This is a genomic window from Cohnella sp. GCM10012308 (assembly GCF_042649185.1).
In the GTDB taxonomy this organism is placed as follows: domain Bacteria; phylum Bacillota; class Bacilli; order Paenibacillales; family Paenibacillaceae; genus Cohnella.
On sequence record NZ_JBHRYU010000003.1, the window covers coordinates 251798 to 267871 of the forward strand.

Genomic DNA, 16074 nt, shown 5'->3' on the forward strand with positions numbered 1-16074 from the left:
ATATTTACTTTTTGCATGGCCTGGGCTATCTTAGCTTCTACCAGACCAATAAGGGGAAGCCCGTGCATGAAGCTGAAGAACAAAGTCAAATCGAAAATTCTTCTGAAGATGGTGTTGTGGTTCAGCGCTTCCGCCTTGTTTATCGTCGGCATTCTGTCGGTCGTCATCTATTGGAACGCGCAAAGCCTGATGGTCAAGAAGGAGTCGGACAACAACCAGAAAATCCTGTTCCAGGTCAAATACAATACGAACCTGATGAACGACGCCATTACCCGGCTTGCGCAATCGATCTTCCTGAACGGGGATATCAATAAGATCATGTACGCGAAAGAGGAGAATATGGTCGATGTCATTATCCGGATGAACACCGCCGTAACCGCCTTAACTTCGTCGTATCCTTACGTTCATTCCATCACCATTTACAATCGCAATCTGGATCAGTTTTACAACGCCGGCTCTCCGGTCTTCTTCAACGATACGCAGCTGTCCGAGCTGCAGGATGCCGACCAGGTGCTGCCCAAGTTGAAGCCGATTTATCGCGATATCCATAAGGTGATGAACGGGCGGGTCGAGAGCGAACACGTTCTTTCCTATTTTATGTACGAGACGCCGACGAACGATGAAAAACCGAGCGCGCTGGTCATCAACGTCAAACCGGAGTGGCTGCTCGAGAATATCCGGCAAATCAACATGATCGACCCGCAAAAGAAGAGCAGCATCTTCCTTCTCGATCAGCAGGACGATATCGTGGATGCCGATCAAGCCGTCGAGAAGCAGACTAAACTAAATTGGTTTCAGCAGGAATTCACGCGTTACAAGCAGTCCCATGCCGCCCGGTCGGACGACGGCTCCTTCAAGCGGACCTATATGGATACCCAGTACCTGGTTACCTTCAGCTATATGGACAGCATCGGCATGACCTTGATGAAGATCCAGCCGGCGCTTGAGGTCAATGGCTACTTAAACAGCTTCAAAACCAGCATCCTCTTCATTACGGCGTTCGTCCTGCTGATGGCCATCGCGATTTCCGTGAGCATTTCCCGCAAAATCTACAGCCCGATCGGCAATCTCGTACAGACGATATCCGCGGGACGGATGCACAAATTCGATCTGCGGGGGACCGGAGACGAAATTTCGTACCTGGACTCGGTTTACAAGCAATCCATGGAGCAATTGAACCTATTCGATAAGCAGCGCTACCAATATGAAGACGTCATCAAGCATTATTGGCTGAATCGGCTGCTGACGGAAAAGGTGAAGCTGGGCCAGGCGGAACTGGCGGACATTTTCCGCGAAACGAAGATCGCCCTGCCCCTGGAAGGCACCTATGCCGTATTGCTCCTCAAAATCGATAACTACAGGAGCTTCCAGCAAACCTTCTCCGCGCAGGATAAGGAAACGATCCGTTACGCCATCATCAATATCGCTTCCGAATGGGTGGCCAAGAAATACGTGAACGAAGGCCTCGACCTGCGGGACGACCATGTCGCGATCATGCTCAGCCTCCCGTCGGAGGGCGAGACATTCGAGGAAGAAATAGCCGCGTTGATCCGGGAGGCGCAGCAATTCGTCCAGCAGTATTACAAAATCACTTTTACCGCTTCCCTCAGTCCTGCCCTGCATCGGATCGAGGCCTTGCCCACGCTCTACAACAAAGCGCTGGAGCAGTCCGTATACCGGTTTATCTACGGCCATCGCTCCGTCATCGATTCGAAGGCGGTCCTCGCCAACGAAGCCGGCAAGAAGAAGGGCTATTCCAAGCCGCTTGAAGAGCAGCTTCGAGAAGCGATCCTTAAAGGCGATCTGTCCGGAATTGAACGTGCCCTGAAGCCGTTATTCGATGAGATGACCGAGCTGAGCTACTACGATGCGATGGCTTCTACCTTCCGCTTGCTGGAAACCGCGAAAAAAACGCTGGAGCTGCGCCTCGCCGCCGACGTATCGGCGCTTCCGATCGATCTCTCCGCCTTCTCGCTGTCGATCATGGAGAACGAGACTCTGGGCGGGATCTTCGACAGGCTCGTCGATACGCTTGGCCAGGCGCTGCGCACGCATGAAGGCGGAGAACCTCCGCCTCCCAAGGTCAACCATTACGTCGTCGAAACGGTGTCCGAATACATATTGACGCACTACGACGATCCGACGCTATGCCTCGCTTCGATCGCCTCGATGATGAAGATCACGCAGCGGCGCCTCGGCAATCTCTTCAAGGAGGTGATGGGGGTATCCATTGCCGACTTCATCAACGAGACAAGGCTGACGAAGGCGGCGGAATTATTGACCGGAAGCGAAGTCAGCGTACGCGAGATCGTGGAAAAGGTGGGCGTGCTGAACGAAACCTATTTCTTCAGCCTGTTCAAAAAACGGTTCGGCGTTACGCCGAAGGAATATGCCTTGCAGAGTACCGTCAAGCAGCTGAAGCAATCCGGATCCCATACGGAATAAGAAAGAGGGTCTCCCTTTATGAAGTACCGCATTATCGTAACGGACAGCGCCAGGCGCATCGTCGAGGAAATGGACTTCCGCCGGCTGCTGAAGCAAGTCTGCTGCCCGACCCTGGGACACGTCGGCGCGGAGCGGCTCGAGGAATTCGGCGCGATGTTCTTCCATCCTATGGATCGCGCGGAGCTACGGGAAGCGATACGCCGCTTGAAGGACGTCAGCGAAGTCCCTCCGTTTATCGTCAGCGATATGGAGTGCGGGCCCGGCAATATGATACGGGGCGCCACGAGGTTCACTTCGATGATGGGACTCAGCCAGGCGAATTCGGAGGAACTCGCCTACGAGGTCGGGCGAATCGCAGCGGCGGAAGCCGGAGAGATCGGCTTTAACTGGACCTTCTCGCCGGTCGCGGATATGGCGTCGGATGCGGATAGCCCCGTCGTGAGCACGAGAAGCGCCGGCCACAAGCCGGAGCAGGTCGCGAAGATCGCAGGCGGCTATATGAATGGCTTGCAGGAGAACGGCATGATGGCTACGATCAAGCATTTTCCGGGAGACGGCTTCTCCTCCTGGGACCAGCATCTGACCACGCCGAACCTGCCGCTTGACGCGGCCTCGTGGCGCAACGGGCCGGGGCGCGTCTTCCAGGAATTAATCGATCGGGGCGCCATGACGGTGATGCCGGGACATATCGCGCTGCCCGCCTTCGACGAGCCAGACGCGCGCGGCCTGTATCCGCCGGCGACGGTATCGAGGAAGCTGCTGATCGAGCTGCTGCGGCAGGATATGGGCTTCGAAGGCTTGATCGTGTCCGATGCGATCAATATGGGCGGGGTCGTCGGCTATATGAACTATTACGACGCCTGCGCGGCGGCGCTGACGAACGGCTGCGACATGCTGCTGTTCCCGCAGATGGACGAGCGCTTCTATGCGGAGATGGAGCGGCGGCACAGCGAGGGCAGCTTGACGCTCGAGACGCTCCGGGACCGGGCGAGCCGCATCGTGTCGTTGAAGGCGCAGTTCGGGCTGTTCGAGGCAAACGGGGCGATCGCAGGGCAGGAACGGGAGCGCAGCGAGCAGGGGATCGCGGTACGGCAGCCTGAAGGACAGGAGATCACAGCGAGGAACAGCACGGCCCGTATCGCTGGCGCGGAACGGGAAGGCGCCGTTCCGGATAAAGCGGCCCATGCAGCAGCGGTTGCGGAGGCCGTCTCGGAACGGAGCATTACCGTCGTCCGGGATCGGGACGGACTGCTTCCTTACCGCTTCACACCTGCAACGAAGGTTCTTCATGTCGTGATCGTCAATAACCACGACCGCTACGGCGAGCTCTGGGATCGAATGAAACGCGAGATCGCCAAACACGCCGGAACGGTCGACCAATGGCTCGACCCCGGTCCCGACGCTTTGTTCCAGGTCGCGGCCGATCAGGCCTACGACGTAATTATTTGCTCGATCGGAGGCCGCTTAAGCTACGGGCTCAATGTCGTCCGGCTGCACGACGAGGTGGCGAGGAACATGATGGGCGGCTGGACCAAGCTGGGGACGCCGGTTATTTTCGTCGCCCACTTCCATCCCTTCGTGCACAAGGAATATGCGGCTTCGATCGACACCATCGTGAACACCTACGGCGATATCGATTGCACGGCGGAGCAGCTCTTGAAGGCCATTGCCGGCACGGGGGAACGGCCGATCAACGCGCGGCTGTTCGCGCATGACTGAGATGATTGCTTTTAAATGCGCCTGACCTGCTATATTTAGCTAATCCGCTCCGCGAGCTCCAGAATAATGCCCTCCGGCCCGCGGACGTAGCACATCTTATAGATATCTTTATAATTCTGTATTTCACTAAAGGCTTCCATGCCTTTCTTTTTCATGTTGTCGACGATCGCTTCGATATCATCGACGGCCAGGCAAATATGACGGATGCCCAATGTATTCGAATGCGTCTGCCGAACGCCGTCTTCATCCGTTGGATGGATGTACTGGACCAGCTCCAGCCACGTCTGGCCGTCCGGCGAGCGCAAGGCGACGCAGGACGTCTTCACGTTCTCAAGCCCGACGATCACGTCCAGCCAAGCGCCCTCCGCTTCCCATTCCCCATGCACCTCGAGCCCGAATTCGACGAAAAAAGCTTTGGCCGCGGCCAGATCGTTGACGTTGATGCCGATGTGGTCGATGCGTTGGATTTTCATGCTGGATGCCTCCTCATTATTCGATTAAGATTGCTCAGATCCGTGTCGTTAATTTACCCCACCGCCATGTAACCCCCGCGCTGATAGCATACAACAACCCGCTTATATAGAACAGAACGTCGATCGTCAGCCAATCGATGATGTAGCCGCCGATGATAATCGCTAACCCGGAGGCGACGGAGGTCCAGAAATGAAACGAGCCGATGACCGCACCGCGCTCGCCTTGACGCGTATGGTCGGCGATGAGCAGCCGTTCGCTCATTTTGCATGGCATTGCAGACGCCCATAAGAAACTGCAGAAGCAGCACCATCGTATAGCTCTCCACCCACGGGAAGGCGAACATCGCGGACATCATGCCGATCGCGCTCCAGGCCAGCATCCCGACGCCGTGGCGGTCCAGCCGCCGGGCCAATACCTGCGACAGCGCCGCGGAGCTGATCGTGAACACCGCAAACGCAAGCCCGTATTTCGAGAAGCTGTTGCCCAGGTTTTTGAGGAATAATAAGTAATACGGATAGATCATACCCGCCGCGAGCGTCACGATGCTTTGCGAGCGAATGAGCCACGTTGCGTTCATCCCTGCTACCCTCCCTTATAGTCCGTGTAAAAGTAATTCATAAATAGGTGATTCGGATCGTATTGCTCCTTTTTCTGAAAAAAAGCAGCCTGCTTCGGATATGCCGCTCGAAATTGGTCGAGCCGCGGATAGGCGGCATACGGCAAATAGTACGTTCCGCGATGCGCGATGACGCGATCGAGTACATTCTGAATGCCTGATTGCGCTTCGGCTTGGCCTTGCTGCGATAGCGGCACGTTAAACAAGCAGACCAGCGCGAACATATCTTCCTTGGCATAGGACAGCGTCGCTTCCTCGTCGTGATTGACGTAGCGCACCGTGATATTCAGCAGATTCAATTTTTCGTTCTGCAGTACGCTTCTGAAGTCGTCTACAAAACCTGCAAACTCCTGCACCGGCACGAAATACTCCTGCAGCAAGTCATTGCGCCCCGCTTGACGGTACGCCATAAATGCCGACTCGGATCGCATAGCGTTGTTTCGCGTGACCAGCATCCCCTGCTGCTTTGCAAAATAACGCTTTTGTAGCGACCATAGCGTATCTTTTCCCCATCCGAAAGAACGGTTCAGGTTAAACATGATTTTGGTTGGAATAACGCCTGTCTCGCGCGTCTTAAGCCGATCGTGTCCCTCCAATGGCACCGAAGGGTCCGACAAATAATTGATCGCATACATTTCAGTCAAAAAGTGCGCCGGAGCCACCGAGATCCGCGCAATATGTAAACGAACATCGGGATTGCCCTTCACCTTCTCGGCAAAATAGCGGCTGTACGATTCCACGTCTACGTGGTCGATCGCGATCCGATACATCTCATTGTCCGTCAAGGAGAGCGTCACGTCGAGAATGATCCCGAACAGGCCGTAGCCGCCGATAGCAAGCGGAAAGAGATCGGCATTTTCAGTGCGGCTGACATTGAGGATGCGGCCATCCGCCACGAGCAGCCTGAACGATTCGACTCTCTTGATCAGAGAGCCGTTGCGGATATCGCGGCCATGCGCGTTTACGCTTAGCGAGCCGCCGATCGTAAAAATGTTCTGCGACTGCATTGTCTTCACGGCCAGACCGTACGCGTTGACATAATCCTGCACGTCCTGCCATGTCGCGCCTGCCTGGATGCGGATCTTTTTTTGCTCCGGATCGAACGCAAGCACGCGTCTGTACGCAGTCATGTCTACTACAATACTGTCTTTGTAATAGGTATGGCCGCCCTGACTATGCCGTTGCCCGGCGATCGAGAGTGCGAGCGTCTTCTTCATTTAAGCCTCCACGACTCAATCTGAATGAGGATAAATTTTACATTACTTGCAACATTCCCTCTACCTGGATCGTCTAAATAACGCACATCGTTACACAACAGAAATGTTTATGTAATCATTTTGTAACATTGTGCGATCGAATGGCATTTGTTAAAAGAAACCGCTATTCACTAATCGGGGGTGTCCAAATGGAAAAGAAATTAGGCTTATTGTCCGTACTCTTGATTGGCGCGCTGGTCGCAGGTTGCAGTTCAAGCAGCGACAACGATTCCGCCGCCAACCGTGCACCGGAATCGAAATCCCAAGCAGTTTCTAAAGAAGCCGCAGCCTCAAGCACACACGCCCCGCGAGCCTCCACGCCCTCCGATATGTTTTTCCAGGATTACGGGACCAACCCCTATGTGTCTACAGAAGATGACAGGCTGTCCACGTTCGCGATGGATGTAGATACGGGCTCCTATACATTGGCTAGAAGCTACATTGAAGGCGGGAACGTGCCTCCCCAAGAGGCGATCAGACTGGAGGAGTTCGTCAATTACTTCGATCTGAACGATGCGCCGCCCAAGAACGATGCGTTCGCCATTCATGTCGACGCCGGCCCTTCTCCGTTCGGGGAAGCAGGCACGCAGCTCGTCCGGATCGGCATCAAGGGCAAGGAGATCGAGTCGGAGGCGCGGAAAAGAGCGAATCTGACGTTTGTAATCGACGTATCCGGCTCCATGGATCAAGACAACCGGATCGGCTTGGTCAAGCGGAGCTTGTCGCTGCTGGTCAATCAACTGAAGCCTAACGACCGGATCGGCATCGTCGTCTACGGCTCGACGGCGCGGACGGTTCTGACGCCTACGTCGATCGAGGACGAGGATGCCATTCTAGCGGCAATCAAAGATCTTCAGATCGAAGGCTCGACGAATGCGGAAGCCGGACTGCTGCAAGGCTACAAAATGGCGGATAAGATGTATGACGAAAAAGCGATTAACCGCGTGATCCTGTGCTCCGACGGCGTGGCCAATGTTGGCGAGACCGGTCCCGAGGGCATTCTCCGTACGGTTGAAGATTATGCCGCCAGGAACCTGTACCTCAGTACCTTCGGATTCGGCATGGACAATTATAACGACGTGTTGATGGAGCAGCTGGCCGACCAGGGCGATGGCGCCTACGCTTATATTGACGATATGGATGAAGCGAAAAAAATCTTCCAGGAGCAGTTGAACGAGACGCTGCAGACGATCGCCAAGGACGCCAAGATTCAGGTTGAGTTCGACCCTGCGCAGGTGAAGGGCTACCGCCTCCTGGGTTATGAGAACCGCGCGATCGCGGATGAAGATTTCCGCAACAATAAAGTAGACGGCGGCGAGGTGGGCGCCGGGCACTCCGTCACCGCGCTCTACGAGCTTCAATTGGAAGAAGGCGCAACCAAGCCTTGGGGCCAAGTCACGATTCGGTACAAGGACGTGGACGACAACAATCGGTCGCGCGAATCGTCCGCATCCATCGGTCCCTCCGAGGCGCTGTCCGATGCCACCTTATTCATCGCTGCCGTCGCCGAATTTGCCAAGATCATGAAGGACAGCGAAGGTGTCGGGGAAAGCCGCCTGCAAAATGTTCTCCAGACAGCGGAGAAGCACGCGACCAGCGAGCGGCAGGAAGCGTTCGGGGAGTTGGTTAAGACGTTTATGGAGGTTCGGGGAAAATAAGCATCCTCCACGGCTTCTATTGGGTTCATCGATCGGTCGTTTCATAGGGGAGTTCGAATGCCACTTTTATTTTATGCTTTCGAGCTCCTCTACAACGACACACGGATTATTTTGATAATCGCTGGAGTCACAATGAATTGGCTCCGATGGATGATTGCTAATCCATAACACAGTCGAATACTGGCCGTATGGCGATTCTTTAAAATCTCCGTAATAGATAGATATGCTCACCTCGTACCTTGCAGGAGGAATAGCCGCCAATACTTTTTTTAATTCCTCAACGGACAGCGTTCCATCCTTTTTTCTCAGCATAATTTGAATGCCATCTAGACCCTCCTTCCAATGGCTTAATGTTTCGGCCTTGCTCCGCCTATCATCCAATTCCAGTGGCGCAATCCGCTCTGCAGAGGTCTCTTTGAATTCCTGTATGTACTTTGTAAAATAAGGCTTGGCACGGTTCGCGTCATATACGTCCATCAGATGAGACCCCGTTTGAATAAGAGGCATTGTGAATATAGCGGCCCCAAAGATGATGACGAGCGCCGGGCCTATATATTCATAAGAGCTGTAGAGCAGCCTTCCAAGAAAAAGAAAACCGGCCGTGCCCGCTATCGCTAAGGCAGCTACTGCGAAAGCGGCTGCGTTGTTATCGTTGCCGAGCAGACCATCTCCAAAGTTAAAAGCAAAAAATAAAAATGCATAAAAGCATCCGGCGCCGACACCTACGGCAGAAAGCATGTAAATCGTCTTCCAAAACGTCCTCCAAGCTCCCATATGTATTCTCCTTCAACCGTTTGATTCGATCATAAGGAGATAAGTATATTCATCATAGTTCCAACTTTTTATAGTACCTCGCTCGGATGCCCATTCACGTCAGAAGGCCAGCGCCCCTCAGGACGACTGGCCTTCTTTATCGGTGTCATAATTCGGTGTCATAATTGTTCCTCTCGTTGAAGATCAATCCTGGACAAAATTGTACGACACAGCTTGTCAAAGTCGACGTCCGCAAATGTCCCCAGGGGAATGCCGACTGCATAGTCCCGCCCAAAAGCCCGATCTGTCTTTTCCCAAAATGTGAGCTTGCCCTCTTGATGAGCCCAAATGCCGAGAAAAGCTGCGCCCCGTTCCGATAAAAAAGCCATATGATGAATGGAAGATAGGGCAACAAATTTATGACCGAATAACCACTTATACTCCAGCCATTCGTCCGTGAGCATCATATATGGCTTTCTCAAGACCGGCAAATAGGGAGACCATCAAACCATAGATGAGATGCGCGCGTGGCTTCAATCTGGACTTAAACACGACAGGCAATGCATACAATTCTTCTTCAGCACTCAGATGGTTGTTCATCTTATTTAGCCCTGCCAAATGCGTCCTCAAATGCCTTGATGCAAAAACCATTCTTCGAACCGTCCAGAACCGCAAATGTAATATGCTCAAATAGCGAGCCATAACCCTCTTCCACCAAAAGCGCCTTCCACCAGCCCGCGACTTTTACCGGATCATTCCTGAAAACACCGCAGCCATATGCCCCTAAGATCAGATTTTTATCTCCGTTTTTAGCGAATAGGGCCAATGCGATACGCATTCGTTCCTTCATAACGCGCAGCGCCAGCTCGGTGTCTTCTCCCTTTAACACGACCTGTCCGTAGTTAACGGCAGGCAGTGTCAGGACCGAAGCCGTGATTGGCTTGGGCAGAAGGATAAACTTCTCATCTCTGAAAAAGACGACGTCAGGGGAGTAGATGGCATGATGCGTGTACATCATCGAGCCGCATGCGCGATTCGCCTTATAGAATCGTTCGTGCCGAAGCTGCGTGCCGTATAAACCGCTCGAGGCAGCCAAGCTTTCCTCTTGTGCCATTGCCCCGTTTAAAAATCCGCCGCCCGGATTTTTGGCGCTGGCAAAGTTAAGGACGCCTACATGTTCCTTTCCCGACTCGACCAAGTTTAGGATGGCCTTGACGGTCGCCACATTTACAACCGAGCATTCAGCCAACGGGCCGACCATGTCCACACGGATACTTCTCACTGCTGCTTCAGCCCGCTCCGGCGTGACAAGTACGCTTTGGTCCTCCGCATATTTCTGCTTGTCGGCGATATCCACTTGCTCCCCGTTAAGCGAATAATACCCCTGCTGCATATATTGGAGCGTGTCTCTCGCAATTAACTTTCGATCCACGGCTAACTCTCCTCTTCTTCTAACAATTGGTCCCTAACCTCGGTAAGAGCAAAACCCAGCAAATTTGCTCCCCGCCATTTTAGCGGATTTCTCGCATCCGGATGATCCTTCTCCAGCCCGATTCCCCAGATCCGGTCGAACGGGCTCGCCTCCACGAGAATCAGATCTTTTGTCGACTTCAGAAATTCCCGCAGCTTCCGATCTTGCGAGAACTTTGCGTAGTTACCTCTTTTTACGATCTCATAGCAGTTCTGTTCCCAGACCGTACTTTGAAAATGTTTGACCGCGCGGCCTAAAGCCTTCATTTCCTTGGGCTGAGAGGCATTCATAATTTTACGAAGCGCGTCTGCATCGCCAAAAAGCCGCGCCTTTTCCGCCATCATGTACTGTTCCGTGCAGGAATAGGCTTTACCGTCGACCTCAAACCTTGACATCCACCATTGACTGAGACAGCTCTGATTTACGCTTCCGTCCGTCGGCGGCGTATGCCCCCAGAAGAACAGGAACTTCGGCTTCTCGCCTGCGTTATATGCATGGCATAATTGCGCTAGTTTGTTGTTCATAAAGATCTCCCGCTTTCTATAATAGGCTTGCCGATAATAAGATTTGCCGACATTTTATTATTATCATTTTGATATTATCAAATTAATACAATTGGTTCGGATTGTCAATCCAATTCTGCCTAAAGCGCAAAAAACATCGCCAGGGCTTTAAAGCCCCCGGGCGATGTTGTGAGCCTAAGAAATAGACATGTTGTTGCGCTTAACCCTGCATTATGACTCTTGCGTTGCAATCCACCACGTGTTGCCGGCGGGGTCCTTCACGCCTGCGCGTCGATCAGGATCTCCTTCTTTGCGGACCGGCTCCATGACGGATACGCCGCCTGCATGAACGGCCTTCCGATAAGCGTCCCTTACATTCTCGACATAAACATGCAGATGGGAAACGGTTGCCTCCCAAGTATCCGTGGCCTCACCCAGCATGACAACCGTATCCTCAATCTGAACTTCGACATGCATGATAGAACCGTCGGGTCGATGATAACGTCTAAGCTCGTTTGCGCCAAAAGCTTCTTGCAAGAAATCCAATACTGGCTGTGCATCCGGCACGACTAAATACGGCGAAACACTGGAATATCCCTTCGGCTTCCAAACGTTAGACATAACGCGCCGCCCCTTTGTTATTTCATCATTTCGTTCCATTCGCTCAAATAGACGGCATGCTCCATCTGCTTAGGTTCAGCCGGCAGCCAGGCTATAAACTCCAATTCGTTGCCGTCAGGATCGTCGAAATAAACGGCTGCCGCAGGCATCCACGCATGTACGACCGGCTCGATCGGTTCTTTTCCAAGCGCTTTTTTAGGTTCGATCCCTCTTTCTCTTAACCAATCAATCGCATCCTTTAGTAAATCCAGGTCAGTACCAAAAGCAAAGTGCCGTTTACTAACCTCACTGCCCTGCGGCACTTCCCAAATGCCAAGCAATTGGCGTTCCTTTCCGATGTAAAAGAATGCCCCTTTTCTTTCTTCCATGACTAAGGCAAGTTCGAGTCCCAGCTTCTTATAAAAAGCAATCGATGCATTCAAATCCGTAACCTGTAAATGCGTCTCGTACAAATTTTTAATCATCGCGCCGCTCCTTAATTCCCGATCCGCTTGAATTTACGGACTTTATGATCATTGTATAGGAACGGTACGTTACCGCCAACTTCAACTGACTTTGGGCATGTAAAATAAGCCGCCAAGGCCCTCGGGCTGCATGGCGGCTTGTTTGCCTGTATAGATAGTGCTATGCCTGGTGCGACGTTTCCTCGTTCCCCGTCGCGATCGGGTTCTCGCTATACGACACCCAATCGCTCCAGCTCCCGATAGGAAGCGGTTATGGGCGCCTTGACACTCCTGTTCACGTTTATGCTGGATCCTGATTCGGGGGGGTTGATCTTCTGATTGATTATCTTTAATAAGTCACGGCTGCAATGCCCTTCAGTTGGGCGAGGATACAATTTTTGGTCTTGGAGTGGCGGTCAAGCCACTATTCCTATGTCTCTCTGTGAGGCCGATCGCGCTAGCGTCGGGAAGCATGTCGATTGGCGGCAATTTCTTTTTTTGTCGGACTGATCGCGCCTAATATTGCGCGCATGCTTGTGGGGAACAATCACAAGTGGACGCTACCAGTCTCGGGCCTGGTCAGAGCTATTGCCCTATTGCCCTTCTGCTTGCGGATACGATCACGCGCACGGTCAGGCCGGTCGCGACGTACCGACAGGTATTATCATTACCGTTCTGTCCATCTTTTACTCCTTATACTTGCTGTTAAGATCCGATTGAGAGGCCGAGCCCAGTGCGGCCTCTTATCAAATTTATTAGCGGCCTGCTATTGAGCTTGTCGAGTTGGGCGTATGAACTTAGAATGGAAATAATTTAAATTACTCTATTTACACAAGATTGAAATCAGTGTATATTATCCTCAAATTACCATTTTAATCACTTTATTGGGTAGGCAGGTGATGTAGCCCGAGAGTAAGTCAAAGATAAATAAATAATCTTACCAAAGAAGAGAGGCCTTTTATGAAAAAAGTATTGCTTTCTATTTTTGCTCTATTAATTGTAATGTCTCCGGCTATTGTCGCTTATGCAGCAGCTCCCGTTCAGAATCGATTTGATTCATCTTATAACCCGACAAAGTACAATAATGATTTTATGCAGTACAGAATGAATTGTTATGGGTATGCCTCCCAGTTTTATTACATGGGCAGCGCTTCATCGACTTCACCTTATAAACAACAACCCGGAGAGTTCTATAACAATACGGAGCAATTCGCTTCCCTTATGCAGAGCTATGGATATGCCGCAACTTATTGGAACAATCTGTATGCCTTTGTTAAAGATCGTGTGTTCGAAGACTATTCAACCTTAGGATGGTCTATATCTGAAGTGACCAACGCCAATCAAGCGCCTGCCGGTTATAGAAAAATAGCTTTGGTCATTCAGCAAAATGGAGTTTTTAGTGATTATCACTTCTACATGCAGCATAGCGATGGAACATGGTCTCATAAACCGGGACAGTCAACAGTGAGAAATACATCATTCGATACGAATGAAGTATTGACCAATGCCAATATTACAACAAAAGGACAACAGGGCGGCTATGATGACGGAATTAGATTTTTTGTCATTGGCAAAGATGCCGTAACCGATTATCCTCATAACTACGGACAATCCGATACAACAACAAGTACAACCACTGATTTTCGGGATAAGGCGGGCGACAGTATTACTCAAAGTACTTATGTAACGGGCAGCAAGTCTTCCCGGTTCGATTATGCGGGAGATAAAGATTATTTTATTTTTACGCCAACAAGCACCAGGTACCACACAATTACAACCTCCGCAGGTACCGGCTACGATGTGGATGGCGTGCTCTACGATGCAAATGGAAATTTAGTGGCTGCAGATTCCTCGACATCCAATACGAACTTTTATGCATATTTATATGCAGGGCAAACTTATTATATTGGAATGTGGGATTATACAAACCATATCAATTATTATACGTTGCTGATCTCTTAAGATTATGAAACTGGATAGGGGGATTAAACAATGAAAACAATAAATAAAGTAGCCACAATAGTCGTCGCTGTCACTGCGCTTCTTGCTACTTCCGCAGTTGTCTTTGCAAATAATCCAAATATCGCGCCTTCATGGATGAACAAGGCGGATGCGGATATCGAACAGAGCATTCAAGCAAAAAAAGCAGCTTTGGGTGATGTTCCACAGGCCAATCATGAAGCGGATGGTTATAGCGAATTTATAAGTCAAGCTACGAGCAGAGAACAGACGGAAGCTCTTATCGCGCTGCAAAAGGATAACAGCTTTGGAATAGGCGTATGGAAGCGAGAGGCCCTCAGGATCATAGGGCAGTTGCCGCAAACCAGCACAAGATTGAGCGTCGAGGATGCTAAACGCGTTATTAGTACGAACAGCGATATAGAATCGGTCGCGATGGCATTTAACAGAATCGCCGGGGCGCCAGATTGGGAAGGCGGAAGCGGAATTGCCCGCTCGATTTATTTTACGGACGATCTTCATAAGGAACTTATTGTAATAATGCTTGGCAAAGTTCTGTATGTCATTATTGACGAAAACGGAAAGCAACAGGTTAAAGACCTAGTGGAATTAAAACAGCAGGAAACGCCAAAACCTACAACAGCACCGTCTCTGTAAACAAGAACCGTGAATGTCCATTGCATGAGATGTTGAAATAGAGTGGGTCCATGCTGAGCATTGGTTTCTCAATGTCGGACGTGCAGGTCAAAACATTTGATTCTATGCAATACCTGGCGTATATAAAACGAGCTGTCATGGCCTTAGGGCTACTTGACGGCTCGTTTACTGTTTAGATACTTTATGCGTTTTCGAGACTAATCCGTTCCCCATCGCGATCGGGTTCTCGCTATACGACACCCAATCGCTCCAACTCCCGACATACAGCTTCACGTCCCGATACCCCGCTTCCGCCAGCGCCAGCACGTTCGGCGTCGCCGTCACGCCCGCGCCGCAGTAAACGATGACCTCCGCATCGGCGGGAATGTCCTTGAAGCGCGCCTTCTGCGCCGCGGCGCCCTGGAATACGCCGCCCGGCGAGCCCGCTTCCCAAAAGCGGTTGACGGCGCCCGGAATATGCCCGGCCTTGGCGTACTTGCTTGTGTCCTCACCCGTGTAGTGAGCGGGCTTGCGTGCGTCGATCAGCACGGCCCCCTCGCGCCCGATCGCCGTCCGCACCTGTCCGACGTCCGCGAGCAGCGCCTCGTTGACGCGGGGGACGAACGCCCTCGCAACCGGCGTCGACAACTCGTCCGTCACGGGATGGCCAGCGTCGCGCCAACCGGAGTAGCCCTCTGCCAGCAGCCGCACCCGCTCGTGCCCGAGATACTTCAGCGTCCACCAGAGCCGCGCAGCGATGCTGCCGCCTTGGTCGTCATATACGACAACCTCCGTCTCCTCTCCGATGCCGGCCGCGCCCAGCTTCAGCGCAAACGCCTCAAGCGGCGGCAGCGGATGCCTGCCCACGTGCTGCTCTTTCGGCCCCGATAAGTCGGCGTTGAGGTCGAAAAAGACCGCTCCCGGAATATGATCTTGCTCATAGGCGCGTCGCCCCGCCTCCGGCTGCGTGTTGAAGGACGTGACCGAGGCGCAGCTGCCGTAAAGGATTCGAACGATTAACGTATCGCGATATAAATCTCTGCTTGTCCGTCATTCGGATCCGTTTCCCGGCCATAATACTCAAAATCGCCCGTAAACGCCCGTTCGTTGCCGGCTTGCTGCGACCACTGCCAGATCTCTCCCCAAGTTCGCTGCACCGCCTCTATGACCGGCCCTCGCTCAGTGACGAAAACGGCGTATTTTGAAGCAGGCACGATAAAGGCCTTTACGGAAGCCAAATGGATATCCGTTGAAGCCTCTCCCACATGCACACCGACCATCACTTCATACTTTCCGAGGTGACCCTGCTCATAGTTAAAATAGCAACTATAGATCCCCGGGGAACGAATGTGAGCCTCCAGTCGAGCCTCCAGTTGATTCGAGTAAAACTGTTCATACAACTTCCCTATCTTGCCTGCACCGCTTAGCTCGGCTTCATTTGTCGTGACGGTGCTGATCCCGGCCACTACGAAGGAAGGTCGTTCTTCGATACGAACTGGCTCTCGATTCATCGTCGATCA

At 52.2% G+C, this 16074-nt stretch carries 17 protein-coding genes; 6 read left to right on the forward strand and 11 right to left on the reverse strand.

Annotated elements, in window-relative coordinates:
- Nucleotides 1-66 precede the first annotated feature (66 nt).
- Both ACFOTD_RS06405 and ACFOTD_RS06410 read left to right on the forward strand, forming a co-directional pair.
- Nucleotides 67-2445 (forward strand): helix-turn-helix domain-containing protein, encoded by a 2379-nt coding sequence (locus tag ACFOTD_RS06405; protein WP_378116859.1) that lies wholly within the window; start codon nt 67-69, stop codon nt 2443-2445.
- Between the two features lie 18 nt (nt 2446-2463).
- Nucleotides 2464-4164 (forward strand): glycoside hydrolase family 3 protein, encoded by a 1701-nt coding sequence (locus ACFOTD_RS06410; RefSeq protein WP_378116861.1) that lies wholly within the window; start codon nt 2464-2466, stop codon nt 4162-4164.
- 35 nt (nt 4165-4199) lie between these two features.
- Here ACFOTD_RS06410 and ACFOTD_RS06415 read toward each other — a convergent pair whose 3' ends face one another.
- The 3 genes from ACFOTD_RS06415 to ACFOTD_RS06425 are packed head-to-tail and all read right to left on the reverse strand — an operon-like array spanning nt 4200 to nt 6471.
- A complete protein-coding gene (locus tag ACFOTD_RS06415) occupies nt 4200-4637 on the reverse strand; it encodes a VOC family protein (RefSeq protein WP_378116863.1) in 438 nt (145 codons plus the stop codon).
- Between the two features lie 53 nt (nt 4638-4690).
- Complete coding sequence (locus ACFOTD_RS06420; protein WP_378116865.1) at nt 4691-5215, reverse strand: MFS transporter; 525 nt, start codon at nt 5213-5215, stop codon at nt 4691-4693.
- 5 nt (nt 5216-5220) lie between these two features.
- On the reverse strand, nt 5221-6471 hold the full coding sequence (locus ACFOTD_RS06425) for an FAD-binding oxidoreductase (RefSeq protein WP_378116867.1): 1251 nt from the start codon (nt 6469-6471) through the stop codon (nt 5221-5223).
- 188 nt (nt 6472-6659) lie between these two features.
- Here ACFOTD_RS06425 and ACFOTD_RS06430 point away from each other — a divergent pair, with 188 nt between their 5' ends.
- Entirely contained in the window at nt 6660-8168 is a 1509-nt protein-coding gene (locus ACFOTD_RS06430; protein WP_378116869.1) for a vWA domain-containing protein, read from the forward strand.
- 66 nt (nt 8169-8234) lie between these two features.
- On the opposite strand, the gene ACFOTD_RS06435 is transcribed toward ACFOTD_RS06430, so the two are convergent.
- The 6 genes from ACFOTD_RS06435 to ACFOTD_RS06460 form a co-directional block, all read right to left on the reverse strand.
- Nucleotides 8235-8942 (reverse strand): hypothetical protein, encoded by a 708-nt coding sequence (locus ACFOTD_RS06435; protein WP_378116871.1) that lies wholly within the window; start codon nt 8940-8942, stop codon nt 8235-8237.
- A gap of 414 nt (nt 8943-9356) precedes the next feature.
- Complete coding sequence (locus ACFOTD_RS06440) at nt 9357-9521, reverse strand: hypothetical protein (protein ID WP_378116873.1); 165 nt, start codon at nt 9519-9521, stop codon at nt 9357-9359.
- A gap of 1 nt (nt 9522) precedes the next feature.
- The gene (locus ACFOTD_RS06445) at nt 9523-10353 is read right to left on the reverse strand and encodes a TIGR02452 family protein (protein ID WP_378116875.1); all 831 of its coding nucleotides are present in this window, start codon (nt 10351-10353) and stop codon (nt 9523-9525) included.
- A 2-nt stretch (nt 10354-10355) separates the two neighbouring features.
- Nucleotides 10356-10916 carry a riboflavin biosynthesis intermediates N-glycosidase gene (locus tag ACFOTD_RS06450; RefSeq protein WP_378116877.1) on the reverse strand — a complete coding sequence of 187 codons (561 nt, stop codon included), beginning with the start codon at nt 10914-10916 and terminating at the stop codon, nt 10356-10358.
- A gap of 210 nt (nt 10917-11126) precedes the next feature.
- Nucleotides 11127-11516, reverse strand: a complete 390-nt coding sequence (locus ACFOTD_RS06455) for a VOC family protein (protein ID WP_378116879.1) — start codon at nt 11514-11516, stop codon at nt 11127-11129.
- Between the two features lie 17 nt (nt 11517-11533).
- A complete protein-coding gene (locus ACFOTD_RS06460; RefSeq protein ID WP_378116881.1) occupies nt 11534-11980 on the reverse strand; it encodes a VOC family protein in 447 nt (148 codons plus the stop codon).
- Nucleotides 11981-12438: 458 nt separating this feature from the next.
- On the opposite strand from ACFOTD_RS06460, the gene ACFOTD_RS06465 reads away from it, so the two are divergent.
- The 3 genes from ACFOTD_RS06465 to ACFOTD_RS06475 all read left to right on the forward strand — a co-directional run bounded on the left by ACFOTD_RS06465 (nt 12439) and on the right by ACFOTD_RS06475 (nt 14575).
- Nucleotides 12439-12732 carry an iron chelate uptake ABC transporter family permease subunit gene (locus ACFOTD_RS06465; protein ID WP_378116883.1) on the forward strand — a complete coding sequence of 98 codons (294 nt, stop codon included), beginning with the start codon at nt 12439-12441 and terminating at the stop codon, nt 12730-12732.
- A 187-nt stretch (nt 12733-12919) separates the two neighbouring features.
- On the forward strand, nt 12920-13921 hold the full coding sequence (locus tag ACFOTD_RS06470; RefSeq protein ID WP_378116885.1) for a hypothetical protein: 1002 nt from the start codon (nt 12920-12922) through the stop codon (nt 13919-13921).
- Nucleotides 13922-13951: 30 nt separating this feature from the next.
- Nucleotides 13952-14575, forward strand: a complete 624-nt coding sequence (locus ACFOTD_RS06475) for a hypothetical protein (RefSeq protein ID WP_378116887.1) — start codon at nt 13952-13954, stop codon at nt 14573-14575.
- Between the two features lie 165 nt (nt 14576-14740).
- Here ACFOTD_RS06475 and ACFOTD_RS06480 read toward each other — a convergent pair whose 3' ends face one another.
- Entirely contained in the window at nt 14741-15571 is an 831-nt protein-coding gene (locus tag ACFOTD_RS06480; protein ID WP_378117072.1) for a sulfurtransferase, read from the reverse strand.
- On the reverse strand, nt 15571-16065 hold the full coding sequence (locus tag ACFOTD_RS06485; protein ID WP_378116889.1) for a GyrI-like domain-containing protein: 495 nt from the start codon (nt 16063-16065) through the stop codon (nt 15571-15573). Before ACFOTD_RS06485 ends, ACFOTD_RS06480 begins: the two co-directional genes overlap by 1 nt.
- Nucleotides 16066-16074 lie beyond the last annotated feature (9 nt).

Coding starts and splice junctions, on each gene's coding strand:
- ACFOTD_RS06450 (WP_378116877.1), bottom strand. CDS start 10,916: ATGAACAACAAACTAGCGCAATTATGCCATGCATATAACGCAGGCGAG.
- ACFOTD_RS06475 (WP_378116887.1), top strand. CDS start 13,952: ATGAAAACAATAAATAAAGTAGCCACAATAGTCGTCGCTGTCACTGCG.
- ACFOTD_RS06455 (WP_378116879.1), bottom strand. CDS start 11,516: ATGTCTAACGTTTGGAAGCCGAAGGGATATTCCAGTGTTTCGCCGTAT.
- ACFOTD_RS06470 (WP_378116885.1), top strand. CDS start 12,920: ATGAAAAAAGTATTGCTTTCTATTTTTGCTCTATTAATTGTAATGTCT.
- ACFOTD_RS06430 (WP_378116869.1), top strand. CDS start 6,660: ATGGAAAAGAAATTAGGCTTATTGTCCGTACTCTTGATTGGCGCGCTG.
- ACFOTD_RS06405 (WP_378116859.1), top strand. CDS start 67: ATGAAGCTGAAGAACAAAGTCAAATCGAAAATTCTTCTGAAGATGGTG.
- ACFOTD_RS06485 (WP_378116889.1), bottom strand. CDS start 16,065: ATGAATCGAGAGCCAGTTCGTATCGAAGAACGACCTTCCTTCGTAGTG.
- ACFOTD_RS06415 (WP_378116863.1), bottom strand. CDS start 4,637: ATGAAAATCCAACGCATCGACCACATCGGCATCAACGTCAACGATCTG.
- ACFOTD_RS06410 (WP_378116861.1), top strand. CDS start 2,464: ATGAAGTACCGCATTATCGTAACGGACAGCGCCAGGCGCATCGTCGAG.
- ACFOTD_RS06425 (WP_378116867.1), bottom strand. CDS start 6,471: ATGAAGAAGACGCTCGCACTCTCGATCGCCGGGCAACGGCATAGTCAG.
- ACFOTD_RS06440 (WP_378116873.1), bottom strand. CDS start 9,521: ATGAACAACCATCTGAGTGCTGAAGAAGAATTGTATGCATTGCCTGTC.
- ACFOTD_RS06420 (WP_378116865.1), bottom strand. CDS start 5,215: ATGAACGCAACGTGGCTCATTCGCTCGCAAAGCATCGTGACGCTCGCG.
- ACFOTD_RS06435 (WP_378116871.1), bottom strand. CDS start 8,942: ATGGGAGCTTGGAGGACGTTTTGGAAGACGATTTACATGCTTTCTGCC.
- ACFOTD_RS06460 (WP_378116881.1), bottom strand. CDS start 11,980: ATGATTAAAAATTTGTACGAGACGCATTTACAGGTTACGGATTTGAAT.